Annotated in this window: 18 protein-coding genes; 16 read left to right on the plus strand and 2 right to left on the minus strand. The window is 61.4% G+C overall.

Annotation, left to right across the window (positions count from 1 at the left end; genetic code table 11):
• From ACKUUJ_RS00975 to ffh, 12 genes are all read left to right on the plus strand, one after another.
• A complete protein-coding gene (locus ACKUUJ_RS00975; RefSeq protein ID WP_409064354.1) occupies positions 1-2178 on the plus strand; it encodes an ATP-dependent DNA helicase RecG in 2178 nt (725 codons plus the stop codon).
• On the plus strand, positions 2175-2819 hold the full coding sequence (rsmD, locus tag ACKUUJ_RS00980) for a 16S rRNA (guanine(966)-N(2))-methyltransferase RsmD (RefSeq protein ID WP_409064355.1): 645 nt from the start codon (positions 2175-2177) through the stop codon (positions 2817-2819). Before ACKUUJ_RS00975 ends, rsmD begins: the two co-directional genes overlap by 4 nt.
• Positions 2812-3309 carry a pantetheine-phosphate adenylyltransferase gene (gene coaD / locus ACKUUJ_RS00985; RefSeq protein ID WP_117847654.1) on the plus strand — a complete coding sequence of 166 codons (498 nt, stop codon included), beginning with the start codon at positions 2812-2814 and terminating at the stop codon, positions 3307-3309. Before rsmD ends, coaD begins: the two co-directional genes overlap by 8 nt.
• A 68-nt stretch (positions 3310-3377) precedes the next feature.
• Entirely contained in the window at positions 3378-3875 is a 498-nt protein-coding gene (locus ACKUUJ_RS00990) for a hypothetical protein (protein WP_022094019.1), read from the plus strand.
• Positions 3875-4429 carry a YceD family protein gene (locus ACKUUJ_RS00995; protein ID WP_409064356.1) on the plus strand — a complete coding sequence of 185 codons (555 nt, stop codon included), beginning with the start codon at positions 3875-3877 and terminating at the stop codon, positions 4427-4429. The genes ACKUUJ_RS00990 and ACKUUJ_RS00995 overlap by 1 nt, the downstream gene beginning before the upstream one ends.
• A 64-nt stretch (positions 4430-4493) precedes the next feature.
• Positions 4494-4673 carry a 50S ribosomal protein L32 gene (gene rpmF / locus ACKUUJ_RS01000; RefSeq protein WP_022094017.1) on the plus strand — a complete coding sequence of 60 codons (180 nt, stop codon included), beginning with the start codon at positions 4494-4496 and terminating at the stop codon, positions 4671-4673.
• Positions 4674-4760: 87 nt separating this feature from the next.
• Positions 4761-5780, plus strand: coding sequence for a phosphate acyltransferase PlsX (plsX, locus tag ACKUUJ_RS01005; protein ID WP_349088091.1), 1020 nt, complete (start codon positions 4761-4763; stop codon positions 5778-5780).
• A gap of 124 nt (positions 5781-5904) precedes the next feature.
• On the plus strand, positions 5905-6147 hold the full coding sequence (locus ACKUUJ_RS01010; RefSeq protein WP_055286398.1) for an acyl carrier protein: 243 nt from the start codon (positions 5905-5907) through the stop codon (positions 6145-6147).
• Positions 6148-6150: 3 nt separating this feature from the next.
• Positions 6151-6876 carry a ribonuclease III gene (gene rnc, locus ACKUUJ_RS01015; protein WP_138112385.1) on the plus strand — a complete coding sequence of 242 codons (726 nt, stop codon included), beginning with the start codon at positions 6151-6153 and terminating at the stop codon, positions 6874-6876.
• Positions 6877-6886: 10 nt separating this feature from the next.
• On the plus strand, positions 6887-10423 hold the full coding sequence (smc, locus tag ACKUUJ_RS01020; RefSeq protein WP_409064357.1) for a chromosome segregation protein SMC: 3537 nt from the start codon (positions 6887-6889) through the stop codon (positions 10421-10423).
• Entirely contained in the window at positions 10423-11340 is a 918-nt protein-coding gene (gene ftsY / locus ACKUUJ_RS01025) for a signal recognition particle-docking protein FtsY (RefSeq protein ID WP_409064358.1), read from the plus strand. The genes smc and ftsY overlap by 1 nt, the downstream gene beginning before the upstream one ends.
• A 10-nt stretch (positions 11341-11350) precedes the next feature.
• Positions 11351-12826: a signal recognition particle protein gene (gene ffh, locus ACKUUJ_RS01030; RefSeq protein WP_409064359.1), complete on the plus strand. Its 1476-nt coding sequence runs from the start codon at positions 11351-11353 to the stop codon at positions 12824-12826.
• A gap of 114 nt (positions 12827-12940) precedes the next feature.
• On the opposite strand, the gene ACKUUJ_RS01035 is transcribed toward ffh, so the two are convergent.
• The gene (locus ACKUUJ_RS01035) at positions 12941-13705 is read right to left on the minus strand and encodes a NifB/NifX family molybdenum-iron cluster-binding protein (RefSeq protein ID WP_409064360.1); all 765 of its coding nucleotides are present in this window, start codon (positions 13703-13705) and stop codon (positions 12941-12943) included.
• Positions 13706-13871: 166 nt separating this feature from the next.
• Here ACKUUJ_RS01035 and thyA point away from each other — a divergent pair, with 166 nt between their 5' ends.
• The 4 genes from thyA to ACKUUJ_RS01055 all read left to right on the plus strand — a co-directional run bounded on the left by thyA (position 13872) and on the right by ACKUUJ_RS01055 (position 17747).
• Entirely contained in the window at positions 13872-14720 is an 849-nt protein-coding gene (gene thyA, locus ACKUUJ_RS01040) for a thymidylate synthase (RefSeq protein WP_409064361.1), read from the plus strand.
• A 9-nt stretch (positions 14721-14729) separates the two neighbouring features.
• Positions 14730-15248, plus strand: a complete 519-nt coding sequence (locus ACKUUJ_RS01045) for a dihydrofolate reductase (RefSeq protein WP_409064362.1) — start codon at positions 14730-14732, stop codon at positions 15246-15248.
• Positions 15249-15357: 109 nt separating this feature from the next.
• Positions 15358-16272, plus strand: coding sequence for a TrmH family RNA methyltransferase (locus ACKUUJ_RS01050; protein WP_409064363.1), 915 nt, complete (start codon positions 15358-15360; stop codon positions 16270-16272).
• Positions 16273-16397: 125 nt separating this feature from the next.
• Entirely contained in the window at positions 16398-17747 is a 1350-nt protein-coding gene (locus ACKUUJ_RS01055; RefSeq protein WP_161115832.1) for an MATE family efflux transporter, read from the plus strand.
• Between the two features lie 85 nt (positions 17748-17832).
• Here the strand turns inward: ACKUUJ_RS01055 and ACKUUJ_RS01060 are convergent, their stop codons facing one another.
• Positions 17833-18318: a cob(I)yrinic acid a,c-diamide adenosyltransferase gene (locus ACKUUJ_RS01060; protein WP_161115831.1), complete on the minus strand. Its 486-nt coding sequence runs from the start codon at positions 18316-18318 to the stop codon at positions 17833-17835.
• Positions 18319-18383 lie beyond the last annotated feature (65 nt).

Consider the following 18383-nt stretch of genomic DNA (forward strand, 5'->3'; position numbering starts at 1 on the left):
ATGTCCGAGATATGCTCCGTGCCGCGCGTCTCGGAGCGCTTTGCCCAGAGCAATGCGCTCGGCGAGGATATCGCGCGACTCAAATATGTTTCGGGTAAACGTGAGGAGGCCCTTCGCCGTCTGGGAATTCGGACGGTGGGGGACCTCCTTCTCCATATCCCGCATCGATATCTGGACTTCACTCGCTCATGGTCCATCGAGATGGCGCCCATCGGTACCGTGTGCACCATCATTGCCACGGTCGACCGCATCGTCCAAAAGCAGCCGCGTCCGCGCATGCAGGTGACCGAGGTATCGCTTGTGGACGAGACGGGCGTGTTGCAGGTCGCCTTTTTCCGCCAGCCCTGGATTGCCCAGCAGCTTAAACAGGGCGACCGCCTGGCCGTGATGGGCAAGGTCGAGTTTGCCTACGGTTTTAAGCAGATGGCCTCGCCGCACTTTGAAAAGCTCGATGACGGGCGTGCTGCGGGCACCATCCTGCCGGTCCATTACGTGAGCGATGGCGTGAGCCAGGCGTGGATGCGCCGCATCGTAAGCGGCGCGCTCGAGGTCGTCGGCAATCCGTTCGATCCGATTCCCGCGCCGCTGCGCGCAAAGCGGAAGCTCATGAGCAATGCCCGCGCGTTGCGTTCGATCCACTTTCCCTCGAGCATGGCTGAGCGCGACATCGCACGCCGGCGTCTTGCCTACGAGGAGTGCCTCTACCTGCAGCTGGCGCTGCGTCTGCGCAACGACGGCGGCCTGGTCGATGTGGTGCCCTATGCCCACACTGCGGGCGAGCATCTGGGCGCGCTTAAACAGGCCCTTCCGTTTTCGCTGAGCGACGAGCAGGAGGCCGCATTCCAAGACATCCTGCATGACATGTGCGATGGCGGGCGCGTGATGAACCGTCTGCTGCTGGGCGATGTCGGTACCGGTAAGACCGCCGTTGCCGCCTGCGCGCTGGCTGTGGCTGCCGATAGCGGCACACAGGCCTGCGTTATGGCGCCCACGGGCGTGCTGGCGCGCCAATATGCCGATAAGACCGGCCCTCTGCTCTCGCAGGCCGGCATGTCCTGGGCGCTTCTGACGGGCGCCACGCCGGCCGCAGAGCGCGAGCGCATCCATGCCCAGCTGGAATCGGGCGAGCTTGACGTGCTCTTTGGCACCCATGCGGTGCTTTCGGATAACGTTGCGTTCAAGCATCTGTCGCTTGTTGTCATCGACGAGCAGCACCGCTTTGGCGTTGGCCAGCGCAACGCCCTACGCGCGAAGGGCCCCGGTGCCGATCTGCTCGTTATGACGGCAACGCCCATCCCGCGTACGCTGGCGCTTTCGGTCTACGGCGATCTGGATACGAGCATCATCCGCCATCGGCCCGTCCCTGGCGCTGGCGTGTCGACACGCGTGCTCACCGAGTCGAGTCGCGACCTCGCCTATGGCGCCATCCGCGAGGCGCATGAAAAGGGTCAGCAGGCCTACGTGATTTGTCCGCTCGTGGAGCCGAGTGACTCGGCCGATGAGCTGGAAGACGTGCCCGGTATCGCCCGCGACGACGAGGGCCGCGTGACGGTCCCCGTGCCACTGCACGATACGGCAACCGAGCTCGACCGCCTGCGTCTGGCGTTGCCGGGTCTTGCCATCGAGCGCCTTCACGGCCGTATGCCAGCGGGGGAGAAGGATCGGGTCATCGATGCCTTCAAGCGTGGCGAGATCGACGTGCTCGTCTCGACTACGGTGGTCGAGGTGGGCGTCGACGTGCCTAACGCCACCGTTATGGTCATCGAGAACGGTGAGCGCTTTGGCTTGGCGGCCTTGCACCAGCTGCGCGGTCGCGTGGGCCGCGGCAGCGTGTCGGGCACCTGCCTGGTTATGACGCACTCCAAGGGCAACGGCGGCGCATCGGCGGCGCAAGACCGTCTCCAGTCGCTCGAAAAGACCTCGGACGGCTTTACGCTCGCCCAAATGGACCTGCGTTTGCGCCACGAGGGCGAAATCCTGGGGTACCGCCAGCATGGTGGTGTGACCCTGCGCTTTGTCGACCTGGATGCCGACGAGGAGCTGATCGAGTGGGCCCATTTGGACGCGGTCGAGCTCTTGCGGTATGCTTGCACCCTTGACTCCGTGGCGACGCGCCCTCTGCGCGATGCGGTCGCCATGCGATATCGACACATTTTTAAGGAGGTCAGCGGAGGATGAGAATCATCGGCGGCGAATGGCGCGGTCGTAAGATCGAGGAGCCCCGTGGTCGCGATGTCACCCGCCCCACGACCGATCGCGTGCGCGAGGCATGCGCATCTATGGTCATGTCGGCATTCGACTTCGATCTGGACGAGGTCCGCGTGCTGGACGCCTTTGGCGGCTCCGGCGCCTTAGGGTTAGAGATGCTCTCTCGTGGGGCCCGCTCGCTCACGACGTTTGAGATCGATCGCAACGCCGCGCGGCTCATTACCAAGAATATCGAGTCGCTCTGCCGTGACCGTGCGCGTTGGCGCGTGGTCACGGGCGACATGCTGGTGAGTGCCTCGCGCGGTCGTGTACCAGGCGGCCCCTTTGATCTGGTCCTGCTCGACCCGCCCTATGCTTTTGGTGCCGAGCCGGTCGAGGAGCTGCTGCAGGACCTGGCTCAGCAGGGTATGCTTGCGTCTGGCGCTTACGCCCTGTTTGAGCATGCCGCCGCCGATGCGGGCGCGCATCCGGCAGGCTTTGAGACTGTACGTGAGAAGCGCTACGGCATTACCTCGGTCGACCTGCTCCGTTGGGTCGGCGATAGCAAGGACGGCGGCACTGACGCTAACGAAAATGACGAGGCAGTATCCCCGGAGGACGCCCATGAATGACACCATCAACCGCGTGATCGTCCCGGGCACCTTCGATCCCATCACGTTTGGCCATATCGATGTGATCCGCCGCGCCCGCCGCATCTTTCCCAGTGTGATCGTCGCTGTTGCAGAGTCGCAGGGTAAAAACGGTGTGGGCACCACGTTTATGCTCGATGAGCGCGTGGCGCTGGCCCGCGAGGCGCTCGGTGATATCGACGGCGTCGAAGTCCTGCCCTTTACCGGCCTCTTGGTCGACTTCGCTCGTGAGCAGGGGGCGGGGGCCGTGGTCAAGGGCCTGCGCGCCATGACCGACTTTGAGTATGAGCTGCAGCAGGCCGACCTCAATTATCGCTTGGATAGCGAGCTGGAGTCCATCTTTGTCATGAGTGCTCCGCAGTACGGTTACATCTCGAGCTCGGTCGTTCGCCAGATCGCCTCGCTCGGCAGCGATGTATCGACGTTTGTGCCGCCCAACGTGGTCGAAGCGCTCAGACATCGCTTTTCGTGACGTTTTTTATTGCCTGGTGGCATGTGGTAAACTAGCACGATGATATGTTACCTATGAAAGGAGACCGGATGCCGGGCGAGAATTTTCCTGGCGATAGGATCGTGAGTCTTGTCGACGAGCTCGAGGGGCTCATCGAAGAGGCTAAGACGCCGTTCGGCAAGAACGCCCAGATGAAGGTTATCGACGCCGACGTCTTCTTTAACATCCTCGATGAGATCCGCATGAGCTATCCCGAGGAATGGCAGAAGTCCCGCCGTATCCTCAAAGAGCGCGAGGAGCTTATGGCTTCCGCCGCTGCTCAGGCCGATTCCATCATCGCCGATGCTCAGCAGCAGGCCCTCACCATTGCCGGTGAGCAGGAGATTGTCCGCCTTGCGCAGCAGCAGGCCGACGACATCCGCGATCGTGCCCAGCAGTACGAGCGCGAGACGCGTTATGCTGCCGAGGACTACGCAGAGCAGGTCTTTACGCACCTGGAGGAGAACCTCAAGAGCCTGACCGGCACCGTTACCCGTTGCCGTCAGCAGCTCAACGAGGGTGCCGCCCAGCAGAATGGTCAGTGGTAATGGCTGAGTTCCCGAGCGTTACCGTCGATCTTTCCGAGCAGCTCGAGTTTCCTGGAGATTCGTTTCCGCTGACCGGTAAGGTCGATGTCGCCACCTACACGGTGGGCGAGAAGGAGTACCAGCTACAGGACGGCATCGACTACGACGTTGTCTTTACCAATGCCGGTACCGGTGTCTTGCTCACGGGCATGGTCCGCTCGCACGCCACCGGTGAGTGCGACCGTTGCCTGGAGCCCGCCTCGTTTGATATCGCCGGAGAGATCGAGGAGTTCTACCTCTTTGAGGAGCCCGAGGATCCCGAGGCCTACGAGGACGGCTACGAGCTCCTGGGTGAGGACCGCATCGTCGATCTGGGTGAGCCCATCAATGACGCGGTCGTTATGGACACGCCGTTTGTGGTGCTCTGCAAGCCCGATTGCCGTGGTCTGTGCCCCACCTGCGGTTGCAATCTCAACGTCGAGCAATGCGATTGCGCCGCCCAGGCAGAGGCAGAATGGGCCGCTGCCACGGAAAATCCATTTGCAGCATTGAAGAATCTCAAGCTCGATGAGTAAAACTGTGGTAGTATCGCTACTTGCGCGTAATCGCCACACTGGATAGTTCATAAGGAAGGTCACTATGCCCGTACCTAAACAAAAGCAGGGTCGTATCCGCACTCACACCCGTCGTTCCGCCAACATGAAGATCTCGGCTGCGGCTCAGTCCACGTGCCCCCGTTGCGGCGCTGTCAAGCTTCCGCACCACGTGTGCCCCAGCTGCGGTTTCTACAAGGACCGCGAGGTTATCGTTACCGAGTAACGGTATACTCTGGATGCGATGCCGTTCCAAATGGAACCACAATGGCCGGCTCAGTGAGTCGGCCATTTTTGTATAAGGAGCATGTATATGAGTAACGTTCGCGTTTGTGTAGACGTTGTGGGCGGAGACGAGAAACCTCAGGTTGTTCTCGATGGTATCGAGGCTGCGCTTGCCGCCGATCCCGATATCGAGGTCTTGGCAGCTGGCCCCGCCGAAATCGTCAATCCCTTTGCAGCTTCCCATGCACGTGTTGAGGCCCTTGAGGCACCTGACGTTATCGCCATGGATGACGATCCCATTCGCGCCGTGATGACCAAGCGTAAGTCGTCGATCGTGCTTTCTTGCCGCGCCATTAAGAAGGGCAACGCGGATGCGTTCTTCTCCGCCGGCTCGACCGGTGCCATGACCGCCGCTGCCACCGCCTACGTGACGCCGTTTAGGTATCAGGCCGAAGGCAAGAAGCAGCCGGTGCGCCCCTGTCTGACCAATGCACTGCCCAATCGCGCCGGCGGTCTGACGGTGCTGTGCGACATGGGTGCCAACCCCGATGTCGAGGTTGACGATATGGTGCGTTTTGCCCAGATGGGCAGCGCCTATGCCCGCGTCGTCCTGGGCATCGAGCATCCTCGCGTGGGCATGCTCGCCAACGGCACCGAGGACGAGAAGGGCTCCAACTTTACCAAGGCCTGTTTCCCTGCTATGAAGGCCGCCGTTCCCGGCTTTGTTGGTAACTGCGAGGGCACCGACCTCACCTCAGGTAACTTCGATGTCATCGTTGCCGATGGCATGTCGGGCAATATTGCGCTCAAGGCCACCGAGGGCGCTGCCAAGTTTTTGCTGCAGGAGCTCAAGGGCGCCTTTATGGCCTCGCTCGGCACCAAGATCGCCGCGCTGCTCATTAAAAAGCAGATGCGCGAGATTAAGGCCAAGCTCTCTGGCGACGCCAAGGGCGGCGCGATTCTTCTGGGCCTGCGCGGCGTGGTCCTGATCGGCCATGGTGCCACCTCAGTCGAGGCTGTCAAAAACGGTACGCTCGCGGCGGCCGAAGCCGTGCGCGCCGGGCTGGTCGAGAATGTCGCCAACTCTATGGATGGTATCGTTTTATAAGAGCGAGTTAGAGCGCTGTTATGTGCTTCGCGGTGCACGCCGTGGGGTAGAATCAGAACCGTGTCTTGGTACCGCCCGGGCGGTACCATTCTTTTGGTATTCATGCACTATGAGAGGAAGCGCTATGGACCGCTCCGAAATCTTCGACAAGATCGCCGAGGTCGCTGCTGACGTTCTAGGCGTCGATGTTGCCGAAATTAGCGAGGAGACCACCTTTGACGACCTCGATGCCAACTCGCTCGAGCGCCTGCAGCTGGTTACGGCTATCGAGGACGAGTTCAACCTCGAGATCGATGACGAGACCCTGCTCTCGCTCAACTCTGTCGCCGACGCCGTCGACGCTATCGAAGCTGCCAAGGAGGCCTAAGTCTTGGCTTTATCCGACCGACTTACGCGCGCCCAGGAAATCCTGGGCCACGAGTTCAACAATAAGGTGCTGCTGCGCGCGGCGCTTACGCATCCCTCGGCAGTCGAGGGCCAGCCGGTTTCTGCCAGCTATGAGCGCCTTGAGTTCTTGGGCGATTCCATTTTGGGCGCTGTGGTCGCACGCTCCCTGTTTGAGTCCTATCCGGAGTTTGACGAGGGCAAGCTCACGCGCTTGAAGGTGTCGCTTGTCTCGGGCGCTACGCTGTCCGAGGTTTCTCACGAGCTGGGCATCGACGACATCATCATCTTTGGTGCCTCCGAGACCGGTACCGGTGCGCGCGGCCTGCATTCGGCCCTCGAGAACGTCTATGAGTCGCTCGTGGGCGCGCTGTACCTGGATGCCGGCTGGGACGTTGCGGCGGAGTTCATTCACCGTACGCTTAAGCCGCATTTGGCTTCCGAGCGTGCCGAGCATCCTGCGAACCCCAAGTCGTTTTTGCAGGAGTGCGTGCAAGCCGACGGTCACGAACCTCCGGCGTACAAGCTCGTTGGCTCCGAGGGCCCGGCGCATGCGCCCACCTTTACCGCTGTGGTGTTGATCGATGGTATTCGTCAGGGTCGCGGCTCCGGCTCCTCAAAGAAGGAAGCCGAGGGAGCTGCCGCGCTCGAAGCGCTCGACCGCATGGGTTACACCACCAACGGCGTGATTCTGAACAAGAAGCACGTGTAAGCGAGGAACCGTGTATCTCAAGTCTCTCACGCTCAAAGGGTTCAAGTCGTTTGCCGACCGCGCCCATATGACGTTTGAGCCGGGCCTGACCGTCATCGTCGGTCCAAACGGCTCGGGAAAATCGAACATCTCTGACTCGATTCTGTGGGTCCTGGGCGAGCAGAGCGCCAAGCAGCTGCGCGGCCAGGCCATGGAGGATGTCATCTTCTCGGGCTCGTCGGCGCGCAAGCCGGTGGGTGTCGCCGAGGTCACGTTGGTGCTCGATAACTCGGACCATATGTTGCCCGTTGACTTTGACGAGGTCGCCATCACCCGTCGTATGTATCGCTCGGGCGAAAGCGAGTACCTCATCAACTCGAGTCCGTGCCGCCTGATGGACATTCAGGACATCCTGCACGATTCGGGCCTAGGCAAGGATACGCATTCCATCATCAGCCAGGGCAAGCTCGACGCCATTTTGCAGAGCCGCCCCGAGGAGCGTCGCGCCCTCATCGAGGAGGCCGCCGGCATTTCCAAGCACAAGCGCCGCAAGGAGCGTGCGCTCAAAAAGATTAAGTCGATGGACGAGCACCTGACGCGTGCCCGCGACATCAATAAGGAAATCGCCCGTCAGCTGCGACCGCTGGAGCGTCAGGTCGATCGCGCGCGCAAGTACAAAGAGCTGTCCTCGCGCGCGAACGAGCTTACGCAGATGCTGGCTGTCGATGAGCTTCGTTCGCTGCAGTCGCAGTGGAACGACCTGGAGAGCCGCTCCAAGGAAGGTGCTGCCGAGCTGGAGCTTGCGCAGTACCGCATGAGCGAAAAGGAGCGCGAGCTCGAGAAGCTCCAGGTTATGCTTGAGGAAAAGGGCCTGTTTGTGGGCGACCTGGGCGAGCAACGCCGTCATATGCAAGATGTGGTCGGCCGCATTAACTCCGACATGCGCCTGCTCGAGGAAAAGGGCCACAACATGGTGTCGCGCCTGTCTGACATACGCGGTCAGATTTCGAGCTCCGAGCATCAGCGTCGTCGCGTGGTCGAGGAGCTCGAGGACGCGCGTGCGCAGCTTGAGGAAGTGACCGGTGCGCATATGCAAGCCCAGGAGGACGTTGACGCCGCTGGTCCTGCCGCCGCTGAGCTCCACGAGCGGCGCGTGGCGCTCGACAATCAGATTTCGCAGCTTACGCGAGAGCAACGCGATGTGCAGCGCGTGGCCGATAACGCCGCGCTCGAGCTCACCAAGGTTAAGGATTCCTTGAGCAATGCCGAGGTCGAGGACAACATGTATGCCTCGCGCCTGGAGCAGATTGACGAGCAGCTCGAGGAGGTCACGGCCTCGCTCGAGAGCCGTCGCGACCGCGCCGAGGAGCTTGAGGACGCTCTTGAGGAAGCGCGCCAGGCCCAGGCCGATGCGCGTGAGGCCACCGAGGTCGCCCGTGCAGCCCTGAAGGACCTGCGTGCCCGCGAGAGCGAGGCGCGCAACAAGTTGTCCGAGGTGCGCTCGGAGCTTTCCAGCCAAAAGAAACTCGATGCCCGCATGGCCGACAGCTCGCCGCTCGTGAGCCGACTGGTGGGTGCGCTGGGCGACGATGTCTCGGGCCGCCTGGGTGACGTGCTCGAGGCCCCGCGCGAGCTTGAGGGCCTGGTGGAGCAATTGCTCGCCGGCGATATCGATGCCTTGCTGTTTGATGACGCCGCCACGCTTGAGCGTGCCGGTCGTGCGGCTCTGGACCAAAAGAAGGCCTCGGGCGAGGCACTGCTGGTGGCGCGCGGCGTGAGCGGCTCTACCGCCGCTGAGGGCGCTGCCGGTACCCGCCTGGTTGATCGTCTGTCCGTGCGCGCAGGCTACGGACCCGTCGTCGAGGCGCTGCTCGGCGGCTATTACGTAGTGGACGATCTTTCTGCCGCGCTTTCGGCGCCGGTCGTTGACGGCGTGACTTACGTGACCCCCGATGGCGCCCGCGTCGCCTGCGGCGGCCTGGTGCGTGTGGGCCTCGATGCCGGCGAGGCGTCGGGTGCTCTGGAGCGTAAGCGTCGCATTCGCGAGCTGGAGGGGCTTGAGCCCGATTTGGCCGCTGTGTTTGAGCATGTGTCGGATCAGGTCGTCGAGGCCAATGCGGCCGTTGAGGAAGCGCGTGCCGCTGAGGGCGATGCCGCCGGTGAGATTGCCCGCCTTGAGGGCGAGCGCCGCTCCCTGTTGTCCGAGATCGGCCGTCTGGAGCAAAGCGCCAACAATGCCGAGGTCGAGCGCGTGCGTATCTCCAAGCGCCGTGAGCAGGCTGCCGAGGCCGTTCGCGCCGCGCGCCCGCGCGTGGACGAGCTCACCCGTTCGCGTGACGAGGCCCGTGCGCAGGCAAGCGATCTGGGCTTGCAGATTGCCGAGGCCAACGACGAACTCGACCGCGTTCGCCGTGACGATTCCGAGGCTGCCGGCAAGCTCGCCGACGCCAAGGTTCGCCTAGCCCAGACGAGTGAACGCCTGCGTTCGCTGAAGGGCCGCGTGCCCGACCTGGAGCATCGTCTTGAGGGCATCGACCGTCGTATCCGCGGAACACGCCAGGCCTCGCGCTCGCTCGAGCTGCTGCGCCTGCGCGTCGATCCCATGCACGAACGCTATTCTGCCCTGTTGGAACGCGCGTCGGATTGGGCAGCGCGCCTGCGTGACCAGGCCTCTCTGGAGGAGGCGGACTCCGCTTCGCTCAAGAAGACCATCGAGGATGCCAAGGCAGAGGTTGCCCGCGCTAAGGAACGAGTCGATACCGCCTCTGCCACGCAAAACGAGTTCAAGGTCGCACGCGGCAAGCTCGAGGTGCAGGTGGAGGCGGCCATCAAGGCCATCACCGCCGATGGCACCACGGTACTCGAGGAAGCGCTCATGCTTCCCGCGCCCACCGACCGCGACGCCGCCGAGCGCGAGCTCAACCAGCTTGTGCGCCAGATCAACAACCTTGGTCCCGTTAACCAAGTTGCCATGGAGGAGTACGAGCAGCTCAAGCGCCGCGCCGACTACATCGAGGAGCAGCTGGCCGATCTGGAGAGCGCGCGCAAGGCGCTCACCAAGATCACGGTGGCCATTGATCGCAAGATGCGGAAGGCCTTCCTGGTGACGCTTGAGAAGGTCGACGCGAACTTCCGCGAGATCTTCGCCATGCTGTTCCCGGGTGGACAGGCGCATCTGGAGATGACCGACCCCGAGCATCCTGCCGAGACGGGTATCGAGGTCGTGGCGCAGCCGCGCGGCAAGCGCATCACCAAGATGATGCTCATGTCGGGCGGCGAGAAGAGTCTGACGGCGCTCGCCTTGCTCTTTGCCGTGTATCGCACGCGCACGGTGCCGTTCTATGTGCTGGACGAGGTCGAGGCGGCGCTCGATGACGCCAACCTGTCCAAGCTCATCGGCGCGCTCGATGTGTTGCGTTCCGATACGCAGCTCTTGGTTATCTCGCATCAGCGCCGTACTATGGAGGACGCTGACGTCCTCTATGGCGTCTCGATGCAAGCCGACGGCGTCAGTCGCGTCGTCTCGCAAAAACTCGATCGCGAAACCGGAAAGGTCGTGAATGCATAATGGGATTCTTCGATGCTCTCTCGCGCGGACTTGAGCGAAGCCGCGAGGCCCTCAACGAGGTCTTCTACTTTGGCGGTGAGGTCGACGAGGATTTTTGGGAGGACCTGGAGGACACCCTCGTCATGGGTGACATGGGCGCCGAGATCGCCATTCAGGTCTCCGATGACCTGCGCGATGCTGCGGCCAAGAAGAACCTCAAGACCGCTCCACAGCTTCGCCGTGCCCTGGCCGAGCAGCTTGAGCAGCACTTTGTGCCCATCGAGCGCGATCCGTTCTCCGATACGCCGAGCTGCGTGCTGTTTGTGGGCATTAACGGTGCCGGCAAGACCACGACGGTCGGTAAGATCGCGAGCGCCATGGCCGCCCGCGGCAAGAACGTCGTGATCGGTTCGGCCGATACCTTCCGTGCTGCCGCTATCGAGCAGCTCGATGTGTGGGGCCAGCGCGCTGGCGTCCCCGTCATCAAGCGCGACCGCGGCTCCGACCCGGCAAGTGTTTGCTACGACGTGCTCGACGAGGCCGACAAGCGCGACAGCGACCTGGTGCTTATCGATACCGCCGGCCGTCTGCACACGAGCCCCGAGCTCATGCGCGAGCTTGCCAAGGTGGTCAACGTGACGCGTAAGCGCGCCGCCAATATGGCCGCCGGCCCCATGCCCGTCTCGGTTGTACTCGTAATCGATGCCGCGACAGGCCAAAACGGTCTGAACCAGGCGCTTGAGTTTAACGAGGCGTTGGGTCTGGACGGTATTATCATGACAAAGCTCGACGGAACGGCTAAGGGTGGTATCGCCATGGCCGTTGCCGAGAAGCTCAAGCTCCCGATCCTGCGCGTGGGCGTGGGCGAGCAGGTCGATGACCTGCAGGAGTTCAATGCCAAAGATTTCTGCCGCGCCCTGGTGGGCGAGTCCAACTAAGGAGTAACCAGTGTTTGATTCCCTGAGCGATCGCCTCAACGACACATTTGACCGCTTGCGCGGCAAGGGTAAGCTGACCGAGGCCGATATCACCTCGGCCATGCGCGACATTCGCATGGCGCTGCTTGAGGCCGACGTCAACTTCAAGGTCGTCAAGGAGTTTGTCGCCAAGACCAAGGAGCGCTGCATGACCGCCGAGGTCATGGAGTCGCTGTCGCCGGCGCAAAACGTCGTCAAGATCGTGCTCGACGAGCTCACCGAGATGCTCGGCTCCACCGAGAGCAAGCTCGTCTTTAGCAACCGCATCCCCAATGTCATCATGCTCGTGGGTCTGCAGGGTTCCGGTAAGACCACGGCGGCCGTAAAGCTGGCCTACCTGCTCAAGAAGCAGGGCCGCTCGCCCCTGCTCGCCGCGTGCGATGTCTACCGCCCTGCCGCTGCCGACCAGCTGGCCACGCTCGGTGGAGAGATCGGCGTTCCGGTCTTCCGCGGTGACGGCGAGCACCCGGTCGATATCGCCAAGGGCGCCATCCAGGAGGCTGTCGACCACCTGCGCGATGTGGTCATCGTCGATACCGCCGGCCGCCTGCAGATCGACGAGCAAATGATGCAGGAGGCCGTGGACATCAAGAAAGCCGTCAAGCCCGATCAGGTGCTGATGGTCGTCGATGCCATGACCGGCCAGGATATCGTCAACGTTGTCTCGACCTTCGCCGAGCGCACCGACTTTGACGGCGTGATCATCTCCAAGCTCGATGGCGACGCCCGTGGCGGCGGCGCGCTTTCTGTGCGCCAGGTGACCGGCAAGCCCATCAAGTTCGTGAGCATGGGCGAGAAGCCCGATTCGCTGGAGCCGTTTTACCCGGACCGCATGGCCAAGCGCATCTTGGGCATGGGCGATGTCGTCGGCATCATCGAGAAGGCCCAGGAGGCCGCCGATGCCGAGCAGCTCGAGGCCGCCGAGCGCATGCTGCGCGAGGGCTTTACCATGAACGATATGCTCGACCAGATGAAGGCCGTCAAGAAGATGGGCGGCATGAAGGGCATTCTGGGTATGCTTCCCGGTGGCCAGCGCGCGCTCAACCAGATGGGCGGCAACCTGGACGAGGGCATCTTCGACAAGAACGAGGCCATCATCATGTCGATGACCAAGGAGGAGCGCCTTCGCCCCTCCATCATCAACGGCCAGCGCCGTGCCCGCATTGCCAAGGGCGCCGGCGTGACCCCCACCGAGGTCAATAGCCTTATGAAGCAGTGGGGCGAGATGAATAAGATGATGGGCCGCATGCGCACGATGGCCAATCAGGCGCAGGCCGGCGGCAAGAAGGGCAAGAAGGGTAAGAAGGGCAAAAAGATGCGCATGCCCAATATTCCCGGTCTGGATGCCATGGGTCTGGGCGGCATGGGCGGACTGGGAGCGGGTGGTCCTAAGTCCGATATGGACCTGCTGCGTCAGATGGAAGCGCAGATGCGCAATAAAAAATAACGACTGATTGAGTCGTGTGTTGCTAAGGCCGCCTGGATGGTACTCCAGGCGGCCTTCGCCGTTTGTTTGCAGGTTGTTGCATGTGCGGAAGCGTTCTGACGCGCGGGTTTGCCGCTAGTGGCAGCTGCAGCCCTCATGTCCGTCGTGGTCGTGATGACCGTGGCAGCCGCAGGACTCGCCATGCTCATGGGTGTGCTCGTGGTCATGACCATGGCAGTCGCAGGTGGCCTCGCCGGTCTGAGCGAGCGTTCCGGCAATGAGGGCCTCGACGCAGGCATCGCAGCTGCCCTGGGCGCCCGCATAGACGGTGATGCCGGCCTGGGTGAGCGCGTTGATGGCGCCGCCGCCGATACCGCCGCAGATGAGCGCGTCGATGCCACCGTTGGCAAGCAGGCCCGCCAGGGCGCCGTGACCGGTGCCGCCGGTGCCTACGACCTGCTCGTTGAGCACCTTGCCATCCTGGATGTCGTAGATCTTGAACTGTTCGCTGCGGCCAAAGTGCATAAAGATGTTGCCGTTGTCGTACGTCGTTGCCACCCTCATGGTGCCGACCTCCTTTGCTGGCCATGCGGCCGTCGTCGTGGTGATGGGGGAGTATGCGATATTGCCGCCCTCGATACTCAGCGCGCGCCCGTTGACCAGCGCGTTTGCCACCTTGCGATGCGCGCGGCTGCAGATGGCCGCCACGGTGGCGCGAGCGATGCCCATGTGCTGGGCGACGGTCTGCTGATTGAGGCCTTCCAGGTCGCACAGCCGCAGGACTTCGAGCTCGTCGACCGTCATCTCGATGGCGTCTCCGCTGGCAAGGCCGTCAGGGGTAAAGCCGCGATATTCGGGGATGATCCCAACGCGGCGCAATTTTTCGCGTCTTCCTGCCATACATGCTCCTTATCTGACATATGTCAATAATAGAATAGCGAATATGCGGATTTGAGCAAGGAATTTCTGGCATATGTCAGAAAATGAGGGCTTATGTTTGGGCTGTGGGGCTGCGTGCGCCTGAGCTACAATGAATCTCGCTTATAGGCGACTGACAGGAGGGTCAATGAGCAAGGCTGATCAACAGTTTGTATCCATGTGCCGCGATATTCTGGACCATGGCACCACCACCGAGGGGCAAAAGGTCCGTCCGGTGTGGGAGGATGGCACCCCTGCCTATACCATTAAAAACTTTGGCGTTACGGCACGCTACGACCTGCGCGAGGAGTTCCCCGCGCTTACCTTGCGCCGCACGGCGCTTAAGTCTGCGATGGACGAGATCCTGTGGATCTATCAAAAGAAGTCCAATAACGTTCATGACCTCAACAGCCATATTTGGGACGAGTGGGCCGACGAGACCGGCTCCATCGGCAAGGCCTATGGGTATCAGATTGGCCAGAAGAGCCATTATGCCGAGGGCGATTTCGACCAGATGGACCGCGTGCTGTACGACCTTAAGCATACGCCGTACAGCCGCCGCATCATGACCAACACGTACGTGTTTAGCGACCTGTCCGAAATGCACCTGTATCCGTGCGCGTACAGCGTGACCTATAACGTTACGCAGCGCCCGCATGACGATAAGCCCACGCTCAACATGATTCTCAACCAGCGCAGCCAGGACATTTTGGCCGCGAACAACTGGAATGTGTGCCAGTACGCCATTTTGCTGATGATGGTCGCGCAGTCGGTCGACATGATTGCTGGCGAGCTGCTGCACGTGATCGCCGATGCCCATATTTATGACCGTCATGTCGATATCGTCCGTGAGCTTATCGAGCGTCCGCAGTTTGCGGCGCCTAAGGTAACGCTTAACCCCGACGTGCATGATTTCTACGCGTTTACGACCGATGACCTTATCGTGGAGGGCTACGAGCACGGCCCGCAGGTCAAGAACATTCCCATTGCGGTGTAGGTGGCGCTTATGACGTGTAAGCTTTCTGCCATCGTCGCCGTGTGTGATGATTGGGGCATTGGTTGCGAGGGCGACATGGTGGTGTCCAATCGCGCCGACATGCGCCATTTTGTGGCGTGCACCAAAGGTTGCCCGGTCATTATGGGACGCAAGACGCTGCTGAGTTTTCCCGGCGGGCGTCCGCTCAAGAACCGCCGCAATATTGTGCTTACCCGCGACGAGAGCTTTGCTCCCGAGGGCGTCGACGTGGTGCATAGTATCGACGAGGCGCTCGCCGCGGTTGCCGATGAGCCCGTTGCCTGGGTGATCGGTGGTGGCGATGTCTATCGGCAGTTTTTGCCGTACTGCGTGGAGGCCGAGGTCACGCATAACCACTGCGTTCATCCCGTGGACACGTATTTTCCCAATTTGGACGCCGATCCTGCATGGGAAGTTTCGCAGGCTGGCGGGGTTGCCACGATTGCCGCGGGCGAGGGTGACGAGGGTCTCGATTATGAGTTCGTGACATATCGTCGCGTTGAGGCGTGAATCGCCTAGCGTGAACGGTATTATCGGGTTGATTGAATGCATGGGGCGGCGCTTCGCGTCGCCTCGTTTGGTATAGATGTGCTGTTAAGAAGGGTGCGGGCTGGCTGCTATGACTGATGCCGTTGAGGTTCTGCGAATCGATTCGCTTACGGATGAGCGGCTCGACGCCTACGTGCGACTGACCGAGCGCGAGCTTCGCTGCGTGCTGGAGCCCCAAAAGGGTATCTTTATCGCTGAGAGTGCCAAGGTTATCGAGCGCGCGGTGCGCGCCGGATACCAGCCGGTGAGCTTTCTTTTGAGCGAACGCTGGCTTGATCAGATGATGCCGCTGTTTGAGCGCCTGGTTGTGCGCGAGGGCGCAGGTCCGGTTCCTGTGTTCGTTGCCTCCATGGAGCTCATGGAGCAATTGACGGGCTTTAACGTGACGCGCGGCGCGCTCGCGGCGTTTCGTCGCCCGCGGCAGATTCCGGTTGATGAGTTTCTCGACGGCGTCGTCGAGGCGGCGGGGGAGCGTCCGGTGCGCGTGTGCGTGCTCGAGGGCATTGTCGACCATACCAATGTGGGCGCGATTTTCCGTTCGGCGGCCGCATTGAACGTTGACGGTATTTTGGTCAGCCCTACGTGCTGCGACCCGCTGTACCGTCGCTCGGCCCGCGTGAGCATGGGCACGGTTTTCCAGGTGCCTTGGACGCGCATTGGCAGCGAGGCTCGTGTGTGGCCGCACGATGGCCTGGCGGCACTGCACGAAGCCGGTTTTTCCTGTGCTGCCATGGCATTGACGGACGATTCCGTATCGCTGGACGATCCCGTGCTGCAGGAGATTGACCGCCTGGCAATCTTTATGGGTACCGAGGGTGCCGGCCTGGGTGCCAAGACTATCGCGGGCTGCGACCGGGCCGTGCGCATTCCGATGGCGCACGGGGTCGATTCGCTTAACGTGGCAGCGGCGAGTGCCGTCGCCTTTTGGCAGCTGTGCCCGCACGTGAGTAATGAGTACCACTACCAGCCGGGGCTGTATCACTAGGCAGATAGTTCGCACCGGGCTCTTATTCGGGGTGTTTCGGTCGACGCCGGTCGGTGCTAAGCTGGTATTGGCGTTGGCCTTAATTTGCTGTTTTGTCGGTTGACGTGCGCTTTTGGGGAGGGCGTGTGGCTAAGAAATCTACGGCTATCGATGTAACGCAGGGTGTTATTTGGCAGCAGCTGCTTTCGCTGTGCGTTCCCATCTTTTTTAGTTCGTTTTTTCAGCAGGCCTACACGCTCATCGGTACGTATATCGTCGGCCAGTTTGGCGGCAAACTCGCACTGGGTGGCATTCAAGCCACGATGGTGCTTACCGAGCTCTGCATTGGCTTTTGCGTTGGTGTTGGCGCCGGCTGCGCGGTCATTACCGGTCAGTATTTTGGCCAGCACGATGATGAGCGGCTGAGTCGTTCGGTCCATACGGCCATGACGCTCGCGTTGGTGGGCGGTATCGTTTTCTCGATTCTTGGCATAGTGTTCGTTGAGCCCATGCTGGTGCTTATGAACACGCCGCATGAACTATTGGCCGAGGGCGTGGCATATGCTCGTTGCTATTTTGCCGCCATGGTTGCGGCGCTGCTGCTCAATATGGGAACGGCACTGCTGCGCGCCGTGGGCGACACGCGCGGGCCTGCTGTGATTATCGCTTCCGGCTGCCTTGTTAATGCGGTGCTGGATGTCATCTTCGTTGCCGTGCTTCATATGGAGGCTCTGGGCTGCGGTATCGCGGTGGCACTGACCATTTGCTCTAACGCCACGATGATCGTGATTCGTATGATGCACGCACCGGGTGCGTGGCGGCTTTCACTGTCCAAACTCGGCATTGATCCTGGCATTTGCAAGAGCATGATCTCGTGTGGTCTGCCGCTTGGCTTTCAGTCTGCTGCGTATTCGATTTCCAACGTTTTGATTCAGGTGTCGGTCAATTCGTTTGGTGCCGATGTCACCACGGCGTGGGGTCTTTCGGGCCGCTTGGATGGCATCGTCTGGATGGTTACCGAGGCGCTTGGCGTGTCGATCACCACGTTCTCGGCACAGAACTTTGGCGCGCGCAACTACGAGCGCATGCGCAAGGGCTACCATACGTCGCTCGTGCTGTCGTTTATGCTCATTGGCGGCCTGTCTGCCGTGCTGCTGGTATTCTCGGGTCCGTTGTCGCGTCTGTTTGTCGACGATGCTTCGATTTCGGCGTATACCACGACGATTCTTCATTTCATTGCGCCGTTCTACGCGATTTTCTCGATTATCGAGAACGCGTCGGGCTCCATTCGTGGTGCCGGCGTGAGCTTGCAGCCCATGCTGCTCACGATTTTTGGCACCGTCGTGCTCAGGGTGATCTGGGTGTTTGCGATTATGCCGTTCGATCCGTCGCTTGAGCACCTGCTGCTGGTCTACCCTGTAACCTGGCTCATCACCGCCACGATGTTCACCATCTACCACCATAGCGGCAACTGGCTCGGCCGCGCCACCGCCTAATGATCCGTATGAGACGGAGGAAAACGGATCATTTCTCTCCGTCTTGATGTCGATGGTCCGTTTTCCTCCGTCCCCTTTGGATCAATTAGTATTCGATGCCTTGACGGGCTAGGAGGCCTTCGTCGAAGTAGTGTTTGACGGGGCGCATTTCGGTGACTAGGTCGGCGAGGTCCGCGAGAGGCAGCAGCCCGCGGCCGGTGAGCACGAGCTCCGTGGTGGCAGGCTTCAGCGCGATCAGTCCCTCCACATCCTCGCGCGTCACGAATCCGCGGCGCATCGCTTCGCCGAGTTCGTCCAAAATCAGAACGTCGACCTGTGATATCTGCTCGCGTGCGAGCTCCATGATCTGCTCGGCGCAGGCCTCGGGTGTGTCGCGATCGGCCTGTACAATGCGCAGTCCCAGGCGCGGCGCGGCGTCGTGCTCGGCGCAGTGCAGCTTCTTGGCAAACTGCAGCATGAGTACGTCGAGCCCATAACCTTTGGCGCGCATCGCCAATCCCAGCGCAGCCGTGGTTTTGCCCTTGCCGTCGCCCGTATAGATCTGAACCTTGCCGACTTCAAGTGATGCCATCTCTGTCCTTTCGTGCCCGGCGTCGGTTTATCGCCGTCCGGGTTGGGTATTCTAGTTAGCATTAT

Source organism: Collinsella sp. wc0583 (genome assembly GCF_046116915.1).
In the GTDB taxonomy this organism is placed as follows: Bacteria; Actinomycetota; Coriobacteriia; order Coriobacteriales; family Coriobacteriaceae; genus Collinsella.